This is a genomic window from Streptomyces sp. LUP30 (assembly GCF_001746365.1).
Taxonomy (GTDB): domain Bacteria; phylum Actinomycetota; class Actinomycetes; order Streptomycetales; family Streptomycetaceae; genus Streptomyces.
The window spans coordinates 22,343-41,988 of record NZ_MJAJ01000042.1 but is presented as its reverse complement, the minus strand read 5'-3'; the positions used below and the strand labels follow the sequence as shown (position 1 = coordinate 41,988).

General features: G+C 72.2%; 17 protein-coding genes. 11 read left to right on the top strand and 6 right to left on the bottom strand.

Features of this window, described 5'->3' with window-relative positions; genetic code table 11:
* Positions 1-13 precede the first annotated feature (13 nt).
* The 4 genes from hisG to BG482_RS28480 all read left to right on the top strand — a co-directional run bounded on the left by hisG (position 14) and on the right by BG482_RS28480 (position 3,982).
* Positions 14-871 carry an ATP phosphoribosyltransferase gene (gene hisG / locus BG482_RS28495; RefSeq protein ID WP_069772028.1) on the top strand — a complete coding sequence of 286 codons (858 nt, stop codon included), beginning with the start codon at positions 14-16 and terminating at the stop codon, positions 869-871.
* A 14-nt stretch (positions 872-885) separates the two neighbouring features.
* Entirely contained in the window at positions 886-1,368 is a 483-nt protein-coding gene (locus BG482_RS28490; protein WP_069772027.1) for a PH domain-containing protein, read from the top strand.
* 206 nt (positions 1,369-1,574) lie between these two features.
* Complete coding sequence (locus BG482_RS28485; protein WP_069772026.1) at positions 1,575-2,900, top strand: hemolysin family protein; 1,326 nt, start codon at positions 1,575-1,577, stop codon at positions 2,898-2,900.
* Complete coding sequence (locus BG482_RS28480) at positions 2,897-3,982, top strand: hemolysin family protein (protein WP_069772025.1); 1,086 nt, start codon at positions 2,897-2,899, stop codon at positions 3,980-3,982. Before BG482_RS28485 ends, BG482_RS28480 begins: the two co-directional genes overlap by 4 nt.
* An 18-nt stretch (positions 3,983-4,000) precedes the next feature.
* Here the strand turns inward: BG482_RS28480 and BG482_RS28475 are convergent, their stop codons facing one another.
* Complete coding sequence (locus tag BG482_RS28475; RefSeq protein WP_069772024.1) at positions 4,001-5,869, bottom strand: AAA family ATPase; 1,869 nt, start codon at positions 5,867-5,869, stop codon at positions 4,001-4,003.
* 439 nt (positions 5,870-6,308) lie between these two features.
* Positions 6,309-6,929 (bottom strand): uridine kinase, encoded by a 621-nt coding sequence (locus BG482_RS28470; RefSeq protein ID WP_079142249.1) that lies wholly within the window; start codon positions 6,927-6,929, stop codon positions 6,309-6,311.
* Positions 6,930-7,188: 259 nt separating this feature from the next.
* Between BG482_RS28470 and BG482_RS28465 the strand changes: the two genes are divergently transcribed.
* From BG482_RS28465 to BG482_RS28460, 3 genes are all read left to right on the top strand, one after another.
* Positions 7,189-8,565 (top strand): peptidase C39 family protein, encoded by a 1,377-nt coding sequence (locus tag BG482_RS28465; protein WP_069772022.1) that lies wholly within the window; start codon positions 7,189-7,191, stop codon positions 8,563-8,565.
* 90 nt (positions 8,566-8,655) lie between these two features.
* Entirely contained in the window at positions 8,656-8,796 is a 141-nt protein-coding gene (locus BG482_RS42870; RefSeq protein ID WP_107450791.1) for an SCO1431 family membrane protein, read from the top strand.
* 74 nt (positions 8,797-8,870) lie between these two features.
* A complete protein-coding gene (locus tag BG482_RS28460) occupies positions 8,871-9,530 on the top strand; it encodes a TetR/AcrR family transcriptional regulator (protein ID WP_069772021.1) in 660 nt (219 codons plus the stop codon).
* A gap of 68 nt (positions 9,531-9,598) precedes the next feature.
* Here the strand turns inward: BG482_RS28460 and BG482_RS28455 are convergent, their stop codons facing one another.
* Together BG482_RS28455 and BG482_RS28450 are read right to left on the bottom strand one after the other, a co-directional pair.
* Complete coding sequence (locus BG482_RS28455; protein WP_069772020.1) at positions 9,599-10,855, bottom strand: glycoside hydrolase family 18 protein; 1,257 nt, start codon at positions 10,853-10,855, stop codon at positions 9,599-9,601.
* A 900-nt stretch (positions 10,856-11,755) separates the two neighbouring features.
* Positions 11,756-12,211, bottom strand: a complete 456-nt coding sequence (locus tag BG482_RS28450; protein ID WP_069772019.1) for a hypothetical protein — start codon at positions 12,209-12,211, stop codon at positions 11,756-11,758.
* 241 nt (positions 12,212-12,452) lie between these two features.
* On the opposite strand from BG482_RS28450, the gene BG482_RS28445 reads away from it, so the two are divergent.
* The 4 genes from BG482_RS28445 (at position 12,453) to fxsA (ending at position 16,689) form a co-directional block, all read left to right on the top strand.
* The gene (locus BG482_RS28445) at positions 12,453-12,893 is read left to right on the top strand and encodes an Lrp/AsnC family transcriptional regulator (protein WP_069772018.1); all 441 of its coding nucleotides are present in this window, start codon (positions 12,453-12,455) and stop codon (positions 12,891-12,893) included.
* A 46-nt stretch (positions 12,894-12,939) separates the two neighbouring features.
* Positions 12,940-14,556 (top strand): amidohydrolase, encoded by a 1,617-nt coding sequence (locus BG482_RS28440; protein ID WP_069772017.1) that lies wholly within the window; start codon positions 12,940-12,942, stop codon positions 14,554-14,556.
* A gap of 568 nt (positions 14,557-15,124) precedes the next feature.
* The gene (locus BG482_RS28435) at positions 15,125-16,093 is read left to right on the top strand and encodes a polyprenol monophosphomannose synthase (protein WP_256096498.1); all 969 of its coding nucleotides are present in this window, start codon (positions 15,125-15,127) and stop codon (positions 16,091-16,093) included.
* A 65-nt stretch (positions 16,094-16,158) separates the two neighbouring features.
* Positions 16,159-16,689 (top strand): FxsA family membrane protein, encoded by a 531-nt coding sequence (gene fxsA, locus BG482_RS28430; RefSeq protein ID WP_069772016.1) that lies wholly within the window; start codon positions 16,159-16,161, stop codon positions 16,687-16,689.
* Between the two features lie 917 nt (positions 16,690-17,606).
* Here the strand turns inward: fxsA and BG482_RS28425 are convergent.
* A complete protein-coding gene (locus BG482_RS28425) occupies positions 17,607-17,981 on the bottom strand; it encodes an RNA polymerase-binding protein RbpA (protein WP_020128921.1) in 375 nt (124 codons plus the stop codon).
* A 279-nt stretch (positions 17,982-18,260) separates the two neighbouring features.
* Positions 18,261-19,610: an MFS transporter gene (locus BG482_RS28420; protein ID WP_069772015.1), complete on the bottom strand. Its 1,350-nt coding sequence runs from the start codon at positions 19,608-19,610 to the stop codon at positions 18,261-18,263.
* Between the last annotated feature and the right edge of the window lie 36 nt (positions 19,611-19,646).

Genomic DNA, 19,646 nt, shown 5'->3' with positions numbered 1-19,646 from the left:
GGAAGCCGACCTCATGCTGCGCATCGCCGTCCCCAACAAGGGTTCCCTGTCAGGCCCCGCGGGGGAGATGCTGCATGAGGCCGGCTACCGGCAGCGCCGCGAGTCCAAGGAACTGCGGATCGTCGACCCGGTCAACGACGTCGAGTTCTTCTACCTCCGCCCCCGCGACATCGCGATCTACGTCTCCTCCGGCCGCCTGGACATCGGCGTGACCGGTCGTGACCTGCTGGTCGACTCCGCGGCCGAAGCGGAGGAGATCCTGCCCCTCGGCTTCGCCCGCTCCACCTTCCGCTTCGCCGCCAAGCCGGGCACGGCGCACAGCCTGGAAGACCTCAAGGGCCGGACGATCGCCACCTCCTACGAGGGGATCGTCGCCAAGCACCTGGCCGAGCAGGGCGTCGACGCCTCCGTCGTCCACCTCGACGGCGCGGTCGAGACGGCCATCGAGCTCGGCGTCGCCGAGGTCATCGCCGACGTCGTGGAGACCGGGACCTCGCTGCGCAACGCCGGACTGGAGGTCTTCGGCGACCCGATCATGCAGTCCGAGGCCGTCGTCATCCGCCGCACCGGCGCGGACGCCGAGGACGCCGCCGAGCCCAAGGTCCAGCAGTTCCTGCGCCGCCTGCAGGGCGTCCTGGTCGCGCGGACCTACGTGATGATGGACTACGACTGCCGCGTCGAGCAGTTGGAGAAGGCCGTCGCGCTGACCCCGGGCCTGGAGTCGCCGACCGTCTCCCCGCTGCACAACGAGGGCTGGGTCGCCGTGCGTGCCATGGTCCCCGCCAAGGAGGCCCAGCGGATCATGGACGACCTGTACGACATCGGCGCCCGCGCCATCCTGACCACGGCCATCCACGCCTGCCGACTCTGAACGCACCCGGGAACATGTCCGATCTCACGGGTAGCGAGCTGCCCACCCTCCCCGTCACCTTCCGGCCGGGCCGCACCCGTGCGGTGCTGCTCACGGCCGGCGTGGCGATCTTCGTCGTCATCTCCGCCGTGGCCATGCTGCTGGAACAGCTCGGCCCGGGGGAGCGGCTCACCTTCATCCTCACCGGCGCCCTCATCTTCTGGGTGCTGGCCCGGATCGCCCGGGTGCGGGTGGTCGCCGACGACGCCGGCGTCACCGTCGTGAACATCGCCGGCCGACGGCGGCTGGCATGGGCGGAGATCCTCCGGGTGAACCTCCGCCCGGGCGACCCCTGGGTGTTCCTCGACCTCAGCGACGGCACCAGCCTGCCCGCCCTCGGCATCCAGCCCGGCATCGACAAACGGCAGGCCATCGCCGACGCGCGCAGCCTCCGTGCGCTCGCGGAAGCCCGGTCCGTCCGGGACCCCGAGACGCCCCCGGAACAAGATCAGGGCTGACTCGGGGCCATCCACCCTGCCGTTCCGGGCCCTGTCTTGATTAATCTGGTGACGGAGGCGCTGCCCTTGCGCCTCCACCCCTGTCGTGCCCTGCCGGGCTCACGGGGGTTCCTGCTACCCGAGGAGTGACTCCCTCCGGCGATGGACGGTTCGTCCTGTAGTACCTGCGCCGCCCCTGTCCGACCTGGTTCGGAGGCGGCGGCATCATGACCCATCCCCTGCTGCTCCTGGCAGCCGCGTTCCTGCTCATCCTCGCCAACGGCTTCTTCGTCGCCGCCGAGTTCGGCCTCGTCACGGTCGAGCGCCCGGACGCCGAGAAGGCCGCCGCCGAGGGCGACCGACGGGCCGGTACGGTCGTCGATTCGCTGAAGGAACTGTCCTTCCAGCTCTCCGGCACCCAGCTGGGCATCACCATCACCTCCCTCGTCGTCGGCATGCTCGCCGAGCCGGCGCTCGCGGAGCTGCTGCACGGCCCGTTCACCGCGGTGGGCATCCCCGGGGGCGCCGTCTCCGGCGTCGCCGTGGTCGTCGGCATGCTGCTGGCCTCCGCCGTGCAGATGGTGATCGGCGAGCTGGTGCCCAAGAACTGGGCGGTGTCCAAGCCCCTGCAGGTCGCGCGGTTCGTCGCGGGCCCGCAGGCCGGCTTCTCCCGCCTCTTCCGGCCGGTGATCGCGGCGCTCAACACCGTCGCCAACCGGCTGGTGCGCGCCCTGGGCGTCGAGCCCACCGCGGAGCTGGCCTCCGCGCGCACCCCCGGCGAACTCGTGTCCCTGGCCCGCCACTCGGCCCAGGCCGGCGCGCTCGAACAGGACACGGCCGACCTCTTCGTGCGGACCCTGTCGCTGGCCGAGCTGACCGCGCAGCACGTCATGACCCCACGCGTGAAGGTCAGCGCACTGCAGTCGTCGGCCACCGCCGAGGACGTGGTCAACCTGACCCGAGCCACCGGCCTGTCCCGCTTCCCGGTCTACCGCGAGAAGATCGACGAGGTCGTCGGCATGGTCCACCTCAAGGACGCCCTGGCCGTGCCGGTCCATGACCGGCTGCGCACCCCGGTCGTCCGGATCGCCCGTCCGGCGCTTCAGGTCCCCGAGACCTTGCCCGTGCGGCCCCTGCTGGCCCGGCTGCGCAGTGAGCAGCCCATCGCCGTCGTCGTCGACGAGTACGGGGGCACGGCCGGAGTGGTCACTTTGGAGGACATCGTCGAGGAGATCGTCGGCGAGGTCCGCGACGAGCACGACGGCCAGGACGCCCCGGAGCTGGCCGCGGCCCCGCCGGAGGAGGGCAGACCCGCCTGGGACGTGGACGGCAGCTGTCGCGTCGACACGTTGCAGCGCATAGGGCTCGAGGTCCCCGAGGGACCGTACGAGACGGTCGCCGGCCTCGTCGCCGACCTGCTCGGCCGCATCCCGGCCGTCGGCGACCGGGCCGAGCTGCCCGGCTGGCGGCTGTCGGTGCGCCGGATCGGCCACTACCGGGCCGAACGGGTCCGGCTGGTTCGCACCGGCCAGGTCGTGGAGGTCGCCCGATGAGCGCCCTGCAACTCCTCTTCGCCGCGCTGCTCGTGCTCGCCAACGGGTTCTTCGTCGGCGCCGAGTTCGCCCTCGTCTCGGTCCGCCGCAGCCAGATCGAGCCGCTGGGCACCACGCGGGCCCGCCAGGTCCTCTACGGCCTGGAGCGCCTGCCGCAGATGATGGCGGCGGCCCAGTTCGGCATCACCGTCTGCTCCCTCACCCTGGGCGCGGTGGCCGAGCCGACCGTCGCCGAGCTGCTGGAGCCGCTGTTCGAGTGGATCCGCCTCCCGCACGGGATGGTCCACCCGCTCGGCTACGTCCTGGCACTCGCGGCCGTGGTCTTCTTCCACCTCGTCATCGGCGAGATGGTGCCGAAGAACCTCGCCATGGCGGCCCCCGAGAAGGCCGCGCTGTGGCTCAGCCCCGGCCTGGTCGCCTTCGCCCGGGTCTGCCGGCCGATCACCGTGGCCCTCGGCGCCTGCGCCCAGGGCATCCTGCGGCTCTTCCACGTGGAGCCCAAGGACGAGGTCGAGGCCGTCGTCACCAGCGAGCAGCTGAACCGGCTGCTGGAGGACTCCGGTCAGGCAGGCCTCCTCGACCCCGAGGAGCGGGAGCGGCTGGAGGACGCGCTGGAACTGGGCTCCCGCCCGGTGACCGACGTGCTGCTGAAGCGCGAGTCGCTGGTCACCGTCAGTCCGTCCGTCACCCCGGGCGAGATCGTGGAGCTGACGGCCCGCACCGGCTACTCCCGTTTCCCGGTGGCCGCCGAGAACGGCGCCTACATGGGCTACCTGCATGTGAAGGACGTCCTGGATCTGGAGAACTCCGAGCGGGCGGTGCCGCAGCAGGTGTGGCGTCCGATGACGAAGCTCCGCTCCGAACTGCCGCTGGACGACGCGCTCACGGTGATGCGCCGGGCGGCGACCCATCTGGCGCAGGTCGCCGACGCCTCCGGGAGGGTCCTCGGCCTGGTCGCCCTGGAGGACGTGCTGGAACTCCTGGTGGGCGAGGTCACCGACCCGGCGCACCGGGAGGTTCCCGAGGTGCGGCTGACGGAGCCGACGGCGCGCGACGAACCGGAGCAGGCTCTGGCGAGCTGACTCGGACCGCGGGATCCGTCACCTCGCCGACGGATCCTGCGGTCGCCTCCCGGACAGCACCTCGCCGTAGGCCTGCATCAGGTCCGGAAGCCGCAGTGTCGACAAATCGTCCCGGGTCAGTGCCCCCGGGTACGTCGACAGGCGCAGATCCCGGTAGGCGCAGCTCTTCTCGTACAGCGTCCGCAGGAACCGCCCGTTGCCGAGCTCGTCGATCCAGCCCTGGTCGACGACGTGCCCGGCGATCGAGCGCAACTCGTCCAGCGCCTCCTCGTCCCACACGTCGCCGTTCTCCGCGGCCAGCACCTCACCGATGGAGGTGAGCTCCAGGGGCCGGTAGGAGGGGAAGTCGACGCGGGTCGTGAACCGGGAGGACAGCCCGGGGTTCGCGGCGAGCAGCCGGTCCATGCCCTCCGGATAGCCGGCCAGGATCACCACCAGGTGGTCCCGGTTGTCCTCGGCCCGCTTCAGCAGCACCTGCAACGCCTCGTCGCCGTACGCGTCACCCTTGCCGTATCCCGAGTTGGACAGCGAGTAGGCCTCGTCGACGAAGAGCACGCCGCCGAGGGCGGAGTCGATCAGCTCGTTGGCCTTCACGGCCGTCTGGCCCAGGTACTCGCCGACCAGGTCGGCCCGCTGCGCCTCCACGAGATGGTCGCCGCCCAGCAGGCCGAGCGCGTAGAAGACCCGGCCGAGAATGCGCGCCACCGTGGTCTTCCCGGTGCCCGAAGGCCCGGAGAAGACGAAGTGCCGCTTCGGCGGCTGGACCGGAAGCCCCTGACCGGTCCGCAACCGAGCCATGTTGAGCTGCGCCGACAGGGCCTTGACCTGCCGCTTGACCGGCTCCAGTCCCACCATGCGCTCCAGCTCTGCGAGCGCCTCCTCGAGAAGGGCCGGGTCGGTCGGACCGGCCGGCAACGGGCCGGAGGGAACGAGGTTCGTGTTCCGCGCGACCGGCTCGGTCACCTGCGGCAACGGGACGCCCGGGGGTGGGTCGGCGGGCTCGGTGAGCCGCAGATCGCGCCCCTCCGTGCCGAACAGCGGGTCGAAGCCGTCCGGCCCGTCCACCGCGTCCTGCCCGAACCCCGTGAGCGTGATCGCCGCGAGGTCGGCCGTGTCGTCGTATCCGTCGCTCTCGGCGATCGCGGCGAGGCGGGCCGAGGTGTCCATGAAGGCGGCGTCGACGCGGTGGACCGCCCGGTACAGGGGGAGGGCGGCCGCCGAACGGCCGGTGCCCTCATGAGCCCGGGCCAGCCAGTACCGCAGTTCCTTGCGCTGCGGCTGCTCGCTGCGGCAGCGCATCAGCGCCGCCGAGAGCAGCGGCTCGGCCTGCCCGTACATCTCCAGGCGCACCCTGGCCATCCCGCCGAACAGACCGGCCTCGATGCCCAGCAGGGAGTCGTCCAGCAGCGGGTCGGTGTGCCGGACCAGCTGCTCCCAGTCCTTGACCAGATAGGCGCGGCAGGCGTGCAGGAAGCGGACCTGGTGGTCGGCGTCGACGGGCGGGAGCCCGGCGAGCGCCCGGTCCAGCTCGGGCACATGGCGGCCGTCCAGCCAGTGCGAGGCGTGCGCGAGGAGCAGATCGCGCGGGCTCTCCAGCACCGGCTGCACCCACCAGCCCAGCCAGTACCAGGAGTTGAGGGTGCGGCGGTGCCGGGTCCGCTGCTCGCCGAAGCGCTCTCGGTGGCGGAACATCCGCAGCAGCGCGGTCGTCGTGTCGACGCGCAGCGCGTGCAGCCCGAGCCAGCCGTCGGCCATCCCGGGATCGATCCGCACCGCGGTGCGGAACTCCTCCTCCGCCTGGGGATAGGCGCCCATGGTGTAGGCGTCCACGCCTCGCAGCCAGGCCAGGTCGGCCGGGGCCTCGGGGCCCTGCGTGCCGAAGTCCATCACGTCCCCCACAAACCGTGCCCCGTCGGTCTGCCGCCGGGCCGTCGCCCGTCGGCTGCCTTGGTCGAACCGCTGTGCCGCTGACCGGAGTTGCAAGGTGCGTGCAGCAGTCGTCCAGGTCGCACCGAGGGCATCGTACCTGCGTGGGCGTCGCTCGCCGTAGGGTGCCGCACAGGCCGTTCGACGAGGTGGGAGCAGACGGGGCGCACACCCCAACCGTGACCCAGGGTGAGGGAACGGTGCCGCGCCGCGCCCGAAAAGGGGGGAGCGGAACCGGAAGAGGACAGAACGAAGCCCCCGATCACGGGGGAACAACCGGGGGCTTCGCGTCTGAGGGCGGCTTCGATGCCGCACATTGAGAACGTAAGACCTGTACGGGCCGCCGGTCAAGCGGAGTTGAAGCAGTTGGCGAAGTTCGCGTGCGCGACCCTTCACAGGTTCACCACATCGCGGCCGGTCCCTCACGGTGGGTGACATCCTGGTGCGGACCAACGTCTCCCATCGGCCCCCGTAGCACCTCGTATCCCTCCTGCGACTGCCGTACCAGCAGGTCGGCGTACGTTCGCGACGGATCCTCGGCGAAGTGGCCGAGTTCGGCCGGAACCCAGCCGTCCCAGAACTCCCGCTGCTCCTCCCCGTCCCGCGACCGGCCGCGCGCCCAGGCCTCCCCCGCCGGTACGTCCATCCACAGCAGGCACGCCAGCACCGGCCGCAGGGCACGCCGGCCGGCACCGACTCCCTCCATCAGGACGACAGGGGCGGCGGGCAGCGGCCGGGGCGGGCCGAAGTGGCGGGCGCGCCAGTCGTAGGGGGTGTACCGGGCGTTCTCGCCGCGGCCGAGGGGTTCGATCACCTGGGCGAGCAGCCGCCCGGTCCACGCGAACAGCTCGTCGTGAGAGGCGATGTCGTCGAGGTGCAGCACCGGCGCTCCGCCCAGCGCCTCGGCCAGCGCCGCGGCGAAGGTGGACTTCCCCGAGCCGGCGTGTCCGTCGACCCCGATCAGACGGACCGGCCCGCAGGACGGCGGCAGGCGGCGGAGCCGGGAGGCGAGCTGGCGGATGACGGGTCCAGGTGGGCGAGGAGGGGAGAGAGGAGAGAGGCGGCCGGGAGCGGCGGGAGCGCCGGGACGGGCGGAAGCGGCGGGGCGGGCGGGAGGACGCCGTCGTCGCCACGGCCCGAGAATTCTACGTCCGTACGCCACACCGGTGGTTCGGGCCCTCGTCCGTGGGCGTGGCCCGGGCGGCGGTGCTGGAAGGCGCGTCCGCCGCCGTCCATAGTGGGCGCACAGCCGCGCCGAGACCTCGGGGGTCCTTCCGCCCATGAGCAGAGCCGAACAGCCGTCCCGCAGGACAGTCCTCGCCGCCGCGGTCGCCGCCGCGGTCGCCGGCGGATCGGCCCCGACCGCGACAGCGGCGACGGCCGCCGGTGCGAGGGACACCGGCGACGCCGAATCGGCCCCGGGCCGGTCCGTCGACCACCGCGCCTGGACCACCTACGCCGACTGGCTCACAGGCGCCGTCCGGGGTGCCCGGGCCGTCGCGGGCGTCCGCCCGGGCGTCGTCGTCGCCGCCCCGCTCGGCACCGTCGACTACACGGACCCGCACACCAGGACCACCGCCGCCTGGGAGTACGCGACCTGGACGTCCCCGACCCGGGCGCTCGCGGTCCCGGCCACGGAGGTGATCGCCTCCTGGAACGCGAGCACCCCGGCCGGCACCTGGCTCCAGGTCGAGCTGAAGGGCACCTACTCCGACGGCAAGGACACCCCCTGGTACGTGATGGGCCGCTGGGCCTCCGGCGACCAGGACATCAGGCGCACCTCGGTCGACGGCCAGACCGACGGCAGAAGCACCGTGTGGACCGACACCCTGGCCGTCGACGACGCCTCGACGGGGCTGCGTGTCGCCGCCGTCAGGCTCCGGCTCACCCTGTACCGCCGCCCCGGCTCCGACGCCACCCCGACCGTGTGGCGGCTGGGGGTCATGGGCTCCGACGTCCCGGACCGCTTCACCGTCCCGGCCTCCGCGCCCGGCCTCGCGCGGGAGCTGACCGTCCCGCGCTACTCGCAGGAGATCCACCGCGGCCGCTACCCCGAGTACGACAACGGCGGCGAGGCCTGGTGCAGCCCGACCTCCTCGCAGATGATCGTCGAGTACTGGGGCGGCCGGCTCACCCCCGGGCAACTGGCCTGGGTCGACCCCTCCTACAGCGATCCGCAGGTGTGCCACGCCGCCCGGTACACGTACGACTACCAGTACGCCGGCTGCGGCAACTGGCCGTTCAACGCCGCCTACGCGGCCACCTTCCCCGACCTGCAGGGCGTGGTGACCCGGCTGGGCTCCCTCACGGACCTGGAGACGCTGATCGCCGCCGGGATCCCGGCCATGACGTCGCAGTCCTTCCTCAAGGAGGAGCTCACGGGGGCGGGTTACGGCACCTCGGGGCACCTGATGACCGTGATCGGCTTCACGGCCCAGGGCGACGTGATCGCCAACGATCCGTTCTCGGCGGACGACGCGGCGGTGCGGCGCGTGTACCGGCGACGGGAGTTCGAGAACATCTGGCTCAGGACCAAACGCCACAACGCGAGCGGCAAGGTCGCCTCCGGCAGCGGAGGCGTCTGCTACGTCTATTTCCCGGCGCGGCCGACCGCCCGCCAGTGCGCCGCCCTCGATGCGGTGGGCATCCCCGTGTGAGCAACGTCTCTGCCGCAAAGGTCCAGGCAAGTGGCAAGGTGGACGGATCGTGGGGGGATCCACCAGTACGTCCGACCTCAGCGAGACACCATGACCGCACAGACAGCCACCACCGCCCGAGTCCGCACCGGGGGCCCCGACGCCGACGGCCCGAACGTCCTGGAGCACGTCGTGGGCTGGGTCCTCGTCGCGGTCCTCGCGATGCTGGTCACCCAGCTCGGACTGCTGTGACTGGCGTGACCTGACGCACGGTTGACCTGACATACTGCGGAAGTCCCGCCGACCGCCCGAGACCAGGGTCGACATTGAATATCAGTGAACAGCGCGAAGTCGTCCGCCCCAGGGCGCGCGGCACCGAGCGCTCACTGGCGCGCCGCGCCGAACTCATCTCCATCGGCCGGAAGTTGTTCGCCGACACGTCGTACGACGCCCTCTCGATGGATGACATCGCCCGGCAGGCGCACGTCGCCAAGGGGCTGATCTACTACTACTTCCAGTCCAAGCGCGGCTACTACCTGGCGATCATCCAGGACTGCGTCGCCGACCTGGTCACCTTCGCGGCGAGCGGCATGGATCTGCCCCAGGTGGACCGGGTGCACCGCACCATCGACGGCTACCTGCGCTACGCCGAGCACAACCAGGCCGCGTATCGCACGATCGTCAGCGGAGGCGTCGGCTTCGACACCGAGGTGCACGCCATCCGGGACGGCGTGCGCGCGGCGATCGTGGCGACCCTCGCCGAGGGCGCGTACGGCCGCAGCGACATCCCGCCGCTGCCCCGCATGGCCCTGCTGTCCTGGGTGTGCAGTGTCGAGGGGGCCACGCTGGAGTGGATCGACCGCCCCGAACTCTCCCGTGAGGTCATGGGAGACCTGCTGGTGAAGACGCTGGGCGGCTGTCTGCGCGCCATCGAGGAGCTCGACCCTGCTTTCCCCGCGCCCCAGCCGGCCCGCCGCGAGGCCTGAGGCCCAGGCTGCCCGGGAGGCGGCCGGGGGGAGGATCGTGGCCCTCCGCCCCGGCCTGCCGTTCGCGGCTACCTGATGGCCCTGATCAGTTCGCCGTCGGCCGTGTCTCCGCTGAGCTCCCAGAAGAACGTTCCACCGAGCCCCTGCCGGGCCTTGTACTTCATCTTCGTGGCGACGGTCGCCGGGGTATCGTAACTCCACCAGTCGTTCCCGCACTTGGCGTACGCGGTGCCGCCGACGACGCCGGTGGCCGGGCACTTGGTCCTGAGGACCTTGTAGTCCTCGTTGCCGGCCTCGTACGTCCCCGCCGCGGGCCCCGTGGCCGTGCCTCCCGGTTTCGCCTGGGTGACGCCGGTCCAGCCGCGCCCGTAGAAGCCGATGCCCAGCAGCAGTTTGCTCGACGGGATGCCCAGGCTTCGGAGCTTCGCGATCGTGGCGGCGGTGTCGTAGCCCTTCGTCGGCATGCCGGGATAGGAGGTCAGCGGCGAGTGCGGAGCGGTGGGGCCGGTGGCCGCCCAGGCGCCGAAGTAGTCGTAGGTCATGGGGTTGTACCAGTCGACGTAGCGCGCCGCGCCCGCGTAGTCGGACGCGTCGATCTTGCCGCCGGCGGTGGCGTCCGCGGTGATCGCCGCCGTGATCAGCTCGCGCCGGCCGAACTCGGCGCGCAGGGCCGCCATGACGTCCCGGAAGGCCTCACGGCCGCTTGTGTCGCAGGTCAGGCCGCAGGCGTTCGGGTACTCCCAGTCGATGTCTATGCCGTCGAAGACGTCCGCCCAGCGGGAGTTCTCCACCAGGTCGTGGCAGGAGCGCGCGAAGGCCGCCGGGTCCTTCGCCGCCTCGCCGAAGCCGCCCGACCAACTCCAGCCGCCGAAGGACCAGATGACCTTGAGCTTCGGATGGAGTTTCTTCAGCTTGCGCAACTGGTTGAAGTTGCCGCTGAGCGGCTGGTCCGCCGCGTCGGCGACGCCGTCCACGGATTCCTCGGCGGTGAACGGTCTGTCGGTGTCCGCCCAGGAGTCGCCGAGGGCGCACTTGCCGCCGGTGACGTTGCCGAAAGCGTAGTTGACGTGGGTGAGCCGCTTCGCGGAACCGGACGTCTCGATGTTCTTGACGTAGTACCGGCGGTCGTAGATTCCCCAGTCGGTGAAGTAGCCGACGACCTTGGAACCGGTCGCGCCGGTCGGGCGGGCTGCTGCGGGGCCGGGCTCACCGGCGGTCGCGGTGCCCGCGCCGGCGAGCAGGGCGCCGCCGAGCGCGGCGCAACAGACGGCGGACAGCAGCGTCCGGAACCGGGCGCGGGGGCTGGGGCGTAGCGGGTTGTGCACCGGGTGTCTCCTCGCGGGCTTCAGTGAGGCGATCGCACGCCGATCGGCATGAACGCGGGAAGCGTCGGAGCGAAACGGTAAGTGGACTAGACCAGTGCGTCAATGGTTCGGACCAATCGAAGGTGCCGTGACGGTGCGACGCGGCGGGCACGGCCGCATCGCCGTCCTCCGCGTCGAGCAGTGCCCGTCGAGCAGTGCCCGGCCCGATCCGGAGTCCTGTGGAGCGCCGACGGCGCCCTTCGGACCCGACGGCAGGTCAGCGCCCGTCGCCCAGCGGGTCCGCGGAGCCGCCGAACTGTCCTGACCGCACCTGCGGGGCCACCAGCCGCACCCACTCGGGATCGTGCCGCCCCGGCACGGTCCGGCCCCGGTCGGCCCAGGTGCGCAGCAGATCGCGGTAGATGGGAGGGTCCTGAGCGGCCGGTGCGGCCGGCGGAACCGATCCTGCGCGGGTGGATTCCGGGCGCGGCGCAACGAAAAGCTGGCGGTGACGCCCGGGTGCAGCCGAATAGGTGGGGGTCATGCCAGGGCAACGGCGGTGCCGCGGGACAGGTCACCGGCCGCCGCCGTAGAGCGTGAGTTCGGGGGGTGTCCTGTGGAGTGTCCTGGTTCCGCGGGGGCGTCACGGGCCCGCCGTGCGCGCTCCGCGCGACGCGATCCGGCTCCGCATCGATCCGCTGCCCGTCCGGCCGCGGAGCGGGCGACACGCGGCTGACGCCCACCGCTCGACGTGCGCCGGATGCGGTTCGTCCTGCGGAGGGCCTTCGCCGGTGTCGGCCGTACCCCGCCGCACGAGGGGCACGGTCGACACCGACTGCCGCTCGAACAGGCGGAGTTGATCGTGTCCCCGGCCACCGACGGAGTCGAGGCGGCCGGGCGGCGGGTGCGAGGGTCCTGGCGTCAGGCCGCGGCGCGGCGCATCACCGGCACGCGCATCGGGCGCGAGCCCGGGCCGCCGACGTGCGAGAAGGGCTGCGTGCGCCAGTCCAGTCCCTGAGGGAGCGTCAGCAGCAGTGCGGTGTCCTGCTCCTGGGGCTCCGCGGACTCGTCGGCGGACCGGGCCTCGGACGCCGCGCGTCCGGTCCCGGCGCAGACCGTGAGCCCGAACGGGTTCCACGGAGAGGCGCACAGCGCGTGCTCCGGCAGGATCTCCTCGTCCGCGAGCAGCGCGATGGGCTGCGCACAGTCCGGGCAGATCACGCGGTACATCTCGAAGGTGTCGTATGCGTCGACGTGGTCGGCGTCATCGGCGTCGTAACCGTCGGCGTCGAAGGGTTCGACGCCCTCCGGCTCGGGTTCGACGACCGACTGGAGCCGCTTGGGCGCGGTGCGACCAGGGCGCTTAAGACTCTGCATGGGATTCTCCCCCTCGGACTGGGCCGTGAAGGCACTGCGGCCTCGACCACAGCAAGCACTTCCCAGCCCGTTCGTGCGGTAACCACGAGGCCATCACGAAGCCTTGACAAGTGCTGTGGCATTCGTCACATGCCGTTTGCAGATGCCGCACGCCCAGCCCGGCCCGGCACATCACAAACCGGCTATGACCTGGGCTGCATACGTATACGCGGAGATCGCCCGCACGGTAGGTTCTTGCGTCATGGAGGAGCTGGACCGACAAATCGTGCAGCTGCTCGTCAAGGACGGGCGGATGAGCTACACCGATCTGGGCAAGGCCACGGGCCTGTCCACGTCCGCCGTGCATCAGCGGGTGCGCCGGCTGGAACAGCGCGGTGTGATCCGCGGGTACGCGGCCGTCGTCGATCCGGAGGCCGTCGGGCTGCCCCTGACCGCCTTCATCTCGGTGAAGCCGTTCGACCCCAGCGCACCCGACGACATCGCCGAGCGGCTGGCGGGCGTGCCCGAGATCGAGGCCTGCCACAGCGTCGCCGGCGACGAGAACTACATCCTGAAAGTGCGCGTGGCCACCCCGCACGAACTGGAGGAGCTCCTGAGCCGGCTCCGGGCACTGGCCGGGGTGTCGACGCGCACGACGGTCGCCCTGTCCACCCCGTACGAGGCCCGGCCGCCGCGGATCTGAGGGACCCCGTGCCGGGCGGCCGACGCGAGGCGCGAGACTGTTCCCCATGAGTGAGCGCGCCCCCCAGTCGAAGACCGTCCTGCTCCGCCGCGGAGAGGTCCACAGCCCCGCCGACCCGTTCGCGACCGCGATGGTGGTCGAGCGCGGCCAGGTCGCCTGGGTGGGCTCCGAGGGCTCCGCCGACGCCTTCGCGGAGGGCGTCGACGAGGTCGTCGACCTGGACGGCGCCCTGGTCACCCCGGCCTTCACCGACGCCCACGTGCACACCACGTCCACCGGCCTCGCCCTGACCGGCCTCGATCTGTCCGACGCTCCCTCCCTGGCCGCCGCCCTCGCCCGCGTACGAGACTTCGCGGCCGCCCGCCCGCAGGACAAGGTGCTGCTCGGGCATGGTTGGGACGCCTCCGGCTGGCCGGAGGGGCGACCTCCCCGGCGCGAGGAACTGGACGAGGCCACCGGTGGCAGGCCGCTCTACCTCAGCCGGATCGACGTCCACTCGGCCGTGGCCACCACCGCCCTGCTCGACCTGACGCCGGCCGTGCGCACCGCCGCCGGCCACGCGGACGGCGAGCCGCTGACCCGGGACGCGCACCACGCCGTCCGCGCCGCGGCGTTCGCAGCCGTGACGCCCGAGCAGCGCACCGAGGCCCAGCGGGCCGCCCTCGCGCACGCCGCCTCCCTCGGCATCGGCTCCGTTCACGAGTGCGGCGGGCCGGAGATCTCCTCCGAGGACGACTTCACGGACCTGCTGCGGCTCGCCGCCGAGGAGAACGGCCCGCGCGTCGTCGGCTACTGGGCGGAGCAGGACGTCGACAAGGCCCGGGAGCTGGGCGCCCTCGGCGCCGCCGGGGACCTGTTCGTCGACGGCGCCCTCGGCTCCCACACCGCCTGTCTGCACGGACCGTACGCCGACGCGGACCACACCGGCGCCGCCTACCTGGGCGCCGCCGAGGTGGCCGCGCATGTGACGGCCTGCACCGAGGCCGGACTCCAGGCGGGGTTCCACGCCATCGGCGACGCCGCCGTGAGCGCCGTCGTCGAGGGCATGCGCACCGCGGCGGAGAAGCTCGGCCTGGCGCGGATCCGCGCCGCCCGCCACCGGGTGGAGCACGCCGAGATGCTCACGCCGGAGACGATCGCCGCCTTCGCCGAACTGGGTCTCACCGCCTCCGTCCAGCCCGCCTTCGACGCGCTGTGGGGCGGCGAGGAGGGCATGTACGCCCAGCGCCTGGGCGTCGGGCGGGCCCGCACGCTGAACCCGTTCGCCGCCCTGCTGCGGACCGGCGTCCCGCTCGCCTTCGGCTCGGACAGCCCGGTCACCCCCCTCGACCCGTGGGGCACGGTCCGCGCCGCCGCCTTCCACCGCACCCCCGAGCACCGCGTCTCCGTACGGGCCGCGTTCACGGCCCACACGCGCGGCGGCTGGCGGGCGATCGGCCGCGACGACGCGGGCGTCCTGGTCCCGGGCGCACCCGCCGACTACGCGGTCTGGCGTACGGACGAGCTCGTCGTCCAGGCCCCCGACGACCGGGTCGCCCGCTGGTCCACCGACCCCCGCTCCGGCACCCCGGGACTGCCCGATCTGACCCCCGGAGCGGATCTCCCGGTGTGCCTGCGGACCGTGGTGGACGGCCGGACCGTGTTCGTGCGTCCGAGCGAGTGATCTCCCGGGCCGGCGCGGTGAAGATCACCCGTCCGCCCGTCGTCGTGCGACCGGCGTCTCGTCCCCCTGACCAGGGGGTTGACGGAAGACCCGCAGGTCGCACGGCTGTTGACAGCCGACTGCCGATGGCCGGTAGGTTCGGCGGAGTCCACCACCGGACGCCCCGCCGGGGAACGTCCACACACTCGCCGCGGCGCCGCTGGGTCAGGGACGGTGTGCCGTGCCGGCGCACCGCCACTGGCAGCCAGGCTCAGCGCCCGCGCCGCAGCGAGGGAACGTTTCGACCGGTCGGGGAGGTGTGACCCGGGTGGGGCCCGGGCGCTCAGTAGACAACGGCTTTCGGTCGACCCGCAGCCAGCGGATCCCGGGCCGGCCCGAAGAGCGCCGGGCCCCCATCCGCAGCGGGCTTGCACACGACCCGCCCGGGGTAGGGGCGTACATACAAGCCCAAAAGCGCGTTGTTACCCCGCTTTTGTGGACTCGACACCACCATTCGAACGTCCTGTCACGTCATCGCAGGCCGCGGCCACTATGGTGGTCCCCTGCGTACGGACTTGAAGGGGCAGCAGTGAACGACGGCGACGGGACCCGCGCGGCACAGGAACGGGGACGGCAGTTCGGTCCGCTCGGCACGGCCTTGGTGATCATCCCGACCTACAACGAGGCGGAGAACATCAAGAGCATCGTCGGCCGGGTGCGCAAGGCTGTCCCGGCGGCCCACGTCCTCGTGGCCGACGACAACAGCCCCGACGGCACCGGCAAGCTCGCCGATGAACTGGCCGCCGCGGACGACCAGGTCCAGGTGCTCCACCGCAAGGGCAAGGAGGGGCTCGGCGCCGCCTACCTCGCCGGCTTCCACTGGGGCCTGGACAACGGCTACGGCGTCCTGATCGAGATGGACGCCGACGGCTCCCACCAGCCCGAGGAACTGCCGCGCCTGCTCACCGCGCTCAAGGGCGCCGACCTGGTGCTGGGCTCCCGCTGGGTGCCGGGCGGCCGGGTCGTGAACTGGCCCAGATCCCGCGAGGTCATCTCCCGCGGCGGCAGTCTCTACTCCCGCCTCGCGCTCGACCTTCCGCTGCGTGACATCACCGGCGGCTACCGCGCCTTCCGCCGCGAGACCCTGGAGGGCCTCGGCCTCGACGAGGTGGCCTCCCAGGGGTACTGCTTCCAGGTCGACCTCGCCCGCCGCGCGGTCAAGGCCGGGTACCACGTGGTGGAAGTGCCCATCACCTTCGTCGAGCGCGAACTCGGCGACTCCAAGATGAGCCGCGACATCCTTGTCGAGGCGCTGTGGCGGGTCACGGCGTGGGGCGTGGGGGAGCGGGTGGGCAAGATCACCGGCCGGGGAAGCGGGCAGCCGGAACGCCCGCAGGCGCCCGCCCCGGCCCGCAGCGGGGCCGCGAAGTCCGTCGAGCCCGGCAGCGAGACCACAGAGCCCGCCAGTGGCGCCGGGAAGCCCGGCATCGACGCGACGGGGCCGGAGGCCGACGGCGCCTCCCAGGGCGAGGACAGGTCTCACAGCGAGGGCAGGTAGGCCTCACAGCGACGGCTGATCGTCCCCTTATGCCGCGCTGAGCCCGGTCCGGGCACACTGGAGGCATGACGACTGGCTCTCCGATCCGCGCATACCCGACCGACGCCCGGCCCCGCCGCCCCCAGCCCCGTCGGTCCCGCCTGCGGACGTTCCTGCCGCTTGGCCTCGCCGCGTGGCTGGTGCTGGAGATCTGGCTGCTGACCGTCGTCGCGGGCGCGACGAGCGGGCCCGCGGTCCTCCTGATCCTCGGCGCCGGGTTCGTGCTCGGCGTCGTCGTGATCAAGCGGGCCGGACGACGGGCCTTCCAGAACCTCAACGAGGCGCTCCGGCGCGGCCAGGCCCCCCGCAAGGGCGGCGGCAACGGACTCATGATGCTCGGCGGCCTCCTTCTGATGATCCCGGGCCTGGCCTCCGACGCGATCGGCCTGCTCCTGCTGCTCCCGCCGGTCCAGAAGGCGGTCGGCGCCTACGGGGAGCGCAAGCTGCGGGAGGCAGCGGGCACCCCCGGCTCCCTGGGCGACGCCTTCCAGCAGGCCCGCATCCACCGCCCCGACGGCAAGGTGGTGCAGGGCGAGGTCCTCAGGGACGAGCAGTGACCGCGCGGCGCTGACCCCGCCCCCGGGCGCCGACGCCGGCCCCTGCCATGGTCTCCGGCCCCGGCTTCGGCCTCCGGCAGAGACTCTGGCCCTGGCGCGGACTCCGGCCCCTGCCCTGGGCTTCGGCCTCCGGCACGGGATCCAGCCCTGGCGCGGGCTCCGGCCCTGGCTCCGGGCCTGGCTCCGGGCCCCGGCCTGCGGCCCCGGCTCCGCGCTTGCCCCCTGCCCTGCTCCGGGCCCGGCCGTGGGCCCTGGCGCGGACTCCGACTCCGGCCCTGGCTCCGGGCCCCGGCCTGCGGCCCCGGCTCCGCGCTTGCCCCCTGCCCTGCTCCGGGCCCGGCCCTGGGCCCTGGCTCCGATCCTGGGCCCGGATTCCGGTTTCGGCCTCCGGCACGGGCTTCGATCCTGGGCCCCGATTCCGGCACGGGCTTCGGTCGGCGGGCCCGGCCCCGGCCCTGAGTTCCGGCCTTCGGCCCGGGCTCCGGCCCTGGCCCCTGAGGCCACCGGCCCGGGCTGTGGCACCGGCGCCTTCCTCCGGCACTGACTCCGGCCCTGGCCCGGACTTTGGCTCCGGCACAGGTTCCCTCTGGTCTTCGGCTCCGACTCCGGCCCGGGCTCCGACGTCGGCCCTCTTGGGCCTCCGGCTCCGGTTCCCCGGGCCTCCGGCTCCGGCCCCGGCCCTCTTGGGCCTCCGGCTCCGTTCCCTGGGCCTCCGGCTCCGGCATCTCGCTCGGAGTGAGGTCCGAAAGAGAGCGTGAGCGGCCTCCCGGGCAGCCGCAGAGGCCGTACAGGCAGCCGCAGGCGGCCCCTGGGGCGAGGTGTGGGCAGCACGACGACCGCGGGCGCCGTACGTGAAACACGTACGGCGCCCGCGGTCGTCGTCGTGCGCTGTGAAGCCGGTCGCAGCCCCTTAGGAGCTACGCGCTTTTACGGCTGTCGCGGGGATGTACCGCAAGGTTCATCGCCCCGGACCGCAGAACGGCCAGGCGCTCCTCGAGGACCTCTTCCAGTTCCTCGCGGGTCCGCCGCTCCATCAGCATGTCCCAGTGCGTACGCGCGGGCTTGGCCTTCTTTTCCTCAGGGCCGTCGCCGTCGACCAGAAGTGCAGGGGCTCCGCAGACCTTGCACTCCCACTCCGGCGGAATCTCCGCCTCGACCGAGAAGGGCATTTCAAACCGGTGCCCCTTCTCGCATGCGTACTCCACGGCCTGGCGCGGGGCCAGGTCGATACCGCGGTCCGTCTCGTAGCTGGTCACCACGAGGCGCGTGCCGCGAAGAGCTCGCTCACTCATGAATCGTGCCTCCCGGGCTTGTCGCCCACAGGACAGGTGTGTCGCTGTCGTCGTCATCCGGTCAACGTCCGGGCGGCGGTAAAGATTCCCGATCCGAGTCTGTTCCGGGTCGTGCGTCGCCGTCGTAGCCGCAGCCTTGTCAACCAGTGCAGTACCCACCGGCGCCCGGTTTGTCACATCTGAAAGGAGATGTCACCCAGCGTTTCGGCATCTTTGACGCGCAGTAACGGTACGCCTGGCAGGCCAAACGCGTACACTACCGCCCTTTCGCCTTGAGTGCTAAATCCTCTCGGGCACGGGGTTCCCCGCGTCGCCGATCGCCCGTCGTACGGGTACCCGCGCGAGCAGCAGGAATCCGATCACGAAGAAGGCCACCAGCGAGACGATCGCGTCCCGGTAACTGCCGGTGAGCTGGTAGGTGATCCCGAAGATCAGCGGGCCGAGCCAGCTCATGCCCCGGTCGCTCATCTCGTACGCCGAGAAGTACTCGGCTTCCTTGCCGGGCGGGACGAGGTGGGAGAACAGCGAGCGGGACAGGGCCTGGCTGCCGCCGAGGACCAGTCCGATGGCGGCCGCCAGCAGGAAGAACCCCACCGGCGCCCCGGCAGGCAGGAAGTACCCCGCGCCCAGGGTGAGCGTCCAGGCGACCAGCGATCCGAGGATCGTCCGCTTCGCGCCGTACGTCCGGGCCAGCCGTCCCATTCCCAGCGCGCCCGCCACCGCGAGCAGCTGCACCAGCAGGACGGCGCCGATCAGCGTGGACTGGCCGAGGCCCAGTTCCTCGGAGCCGTAGACCGAGGCCTGGGAGATCACCGTCTGGATGCCGTCGTTGTAGACGAGGTACGCCAGGAGGAACGAGAGGGTCAGCGGATGGCGGCGCATGTCGCGGACCGTCGCGGCGAGCTGCCGCAGCCCCGGAGCCGTCGTCTCCTCCCGCACGGCGGCCGGCCGGTCGCGCAGCCGCAGCAATGGGATCAGCGTGAAGCCGCCCCACCACAGTCCGGCCGAGGCCAGGCAGATGCGGACGGCCGTCGACTCCGAGACGCCGAAGGAGTCGTGGGCGAGGTAGAGGACCAGGTTCACGACGAGGACCAGCGAGCCCGCCGCATAGCCGAAGGCCCAACCCCGGGAGGAGACCGCGTCGCGTTCCTCGGGCGGCGCGATCTGCGGCAGATAGGAGTTGTAGAGCATCATCGCCACCGACTGGGCCGCGTTCGCCACGATCAGCAGCGCGCCGCCCAGCAGATAGCGGTCGCCGCCGAGGAAGAACATGGCGGTGGTGGCCGCCGCGCCCACATAGGCGGCCGCGCCCAGCAGCGGCTTCTTGCGGCCCGTGCGGTCGGCGGCCGCACCCACCAGCGGCATCACCAGAACGGCCACGATCACCGAAAGGGACACCGAGTAGGCGAAGAAGGAGCCCGCCCGGACGGGGACGCCCAGGGGATGCACATACCCGTCGGCGTCCGCGGCCTTCCTGGCGACCGAGGTCAGGTACGGGCCGAGGAACACGGTGAGCACGCTCGTCGAGTAGACGGAGCACGCCCAGTCGTAGAAGTACCAGCCGCGCTGCTCGCGCCGCCGTCCGGCGGTCTCGTCGGACGCCGCCGTCCGCACGGTCTCGATGCCCACCCCGCGCCCTCGCTTCCCGGTGCCGGAACCGCGTGC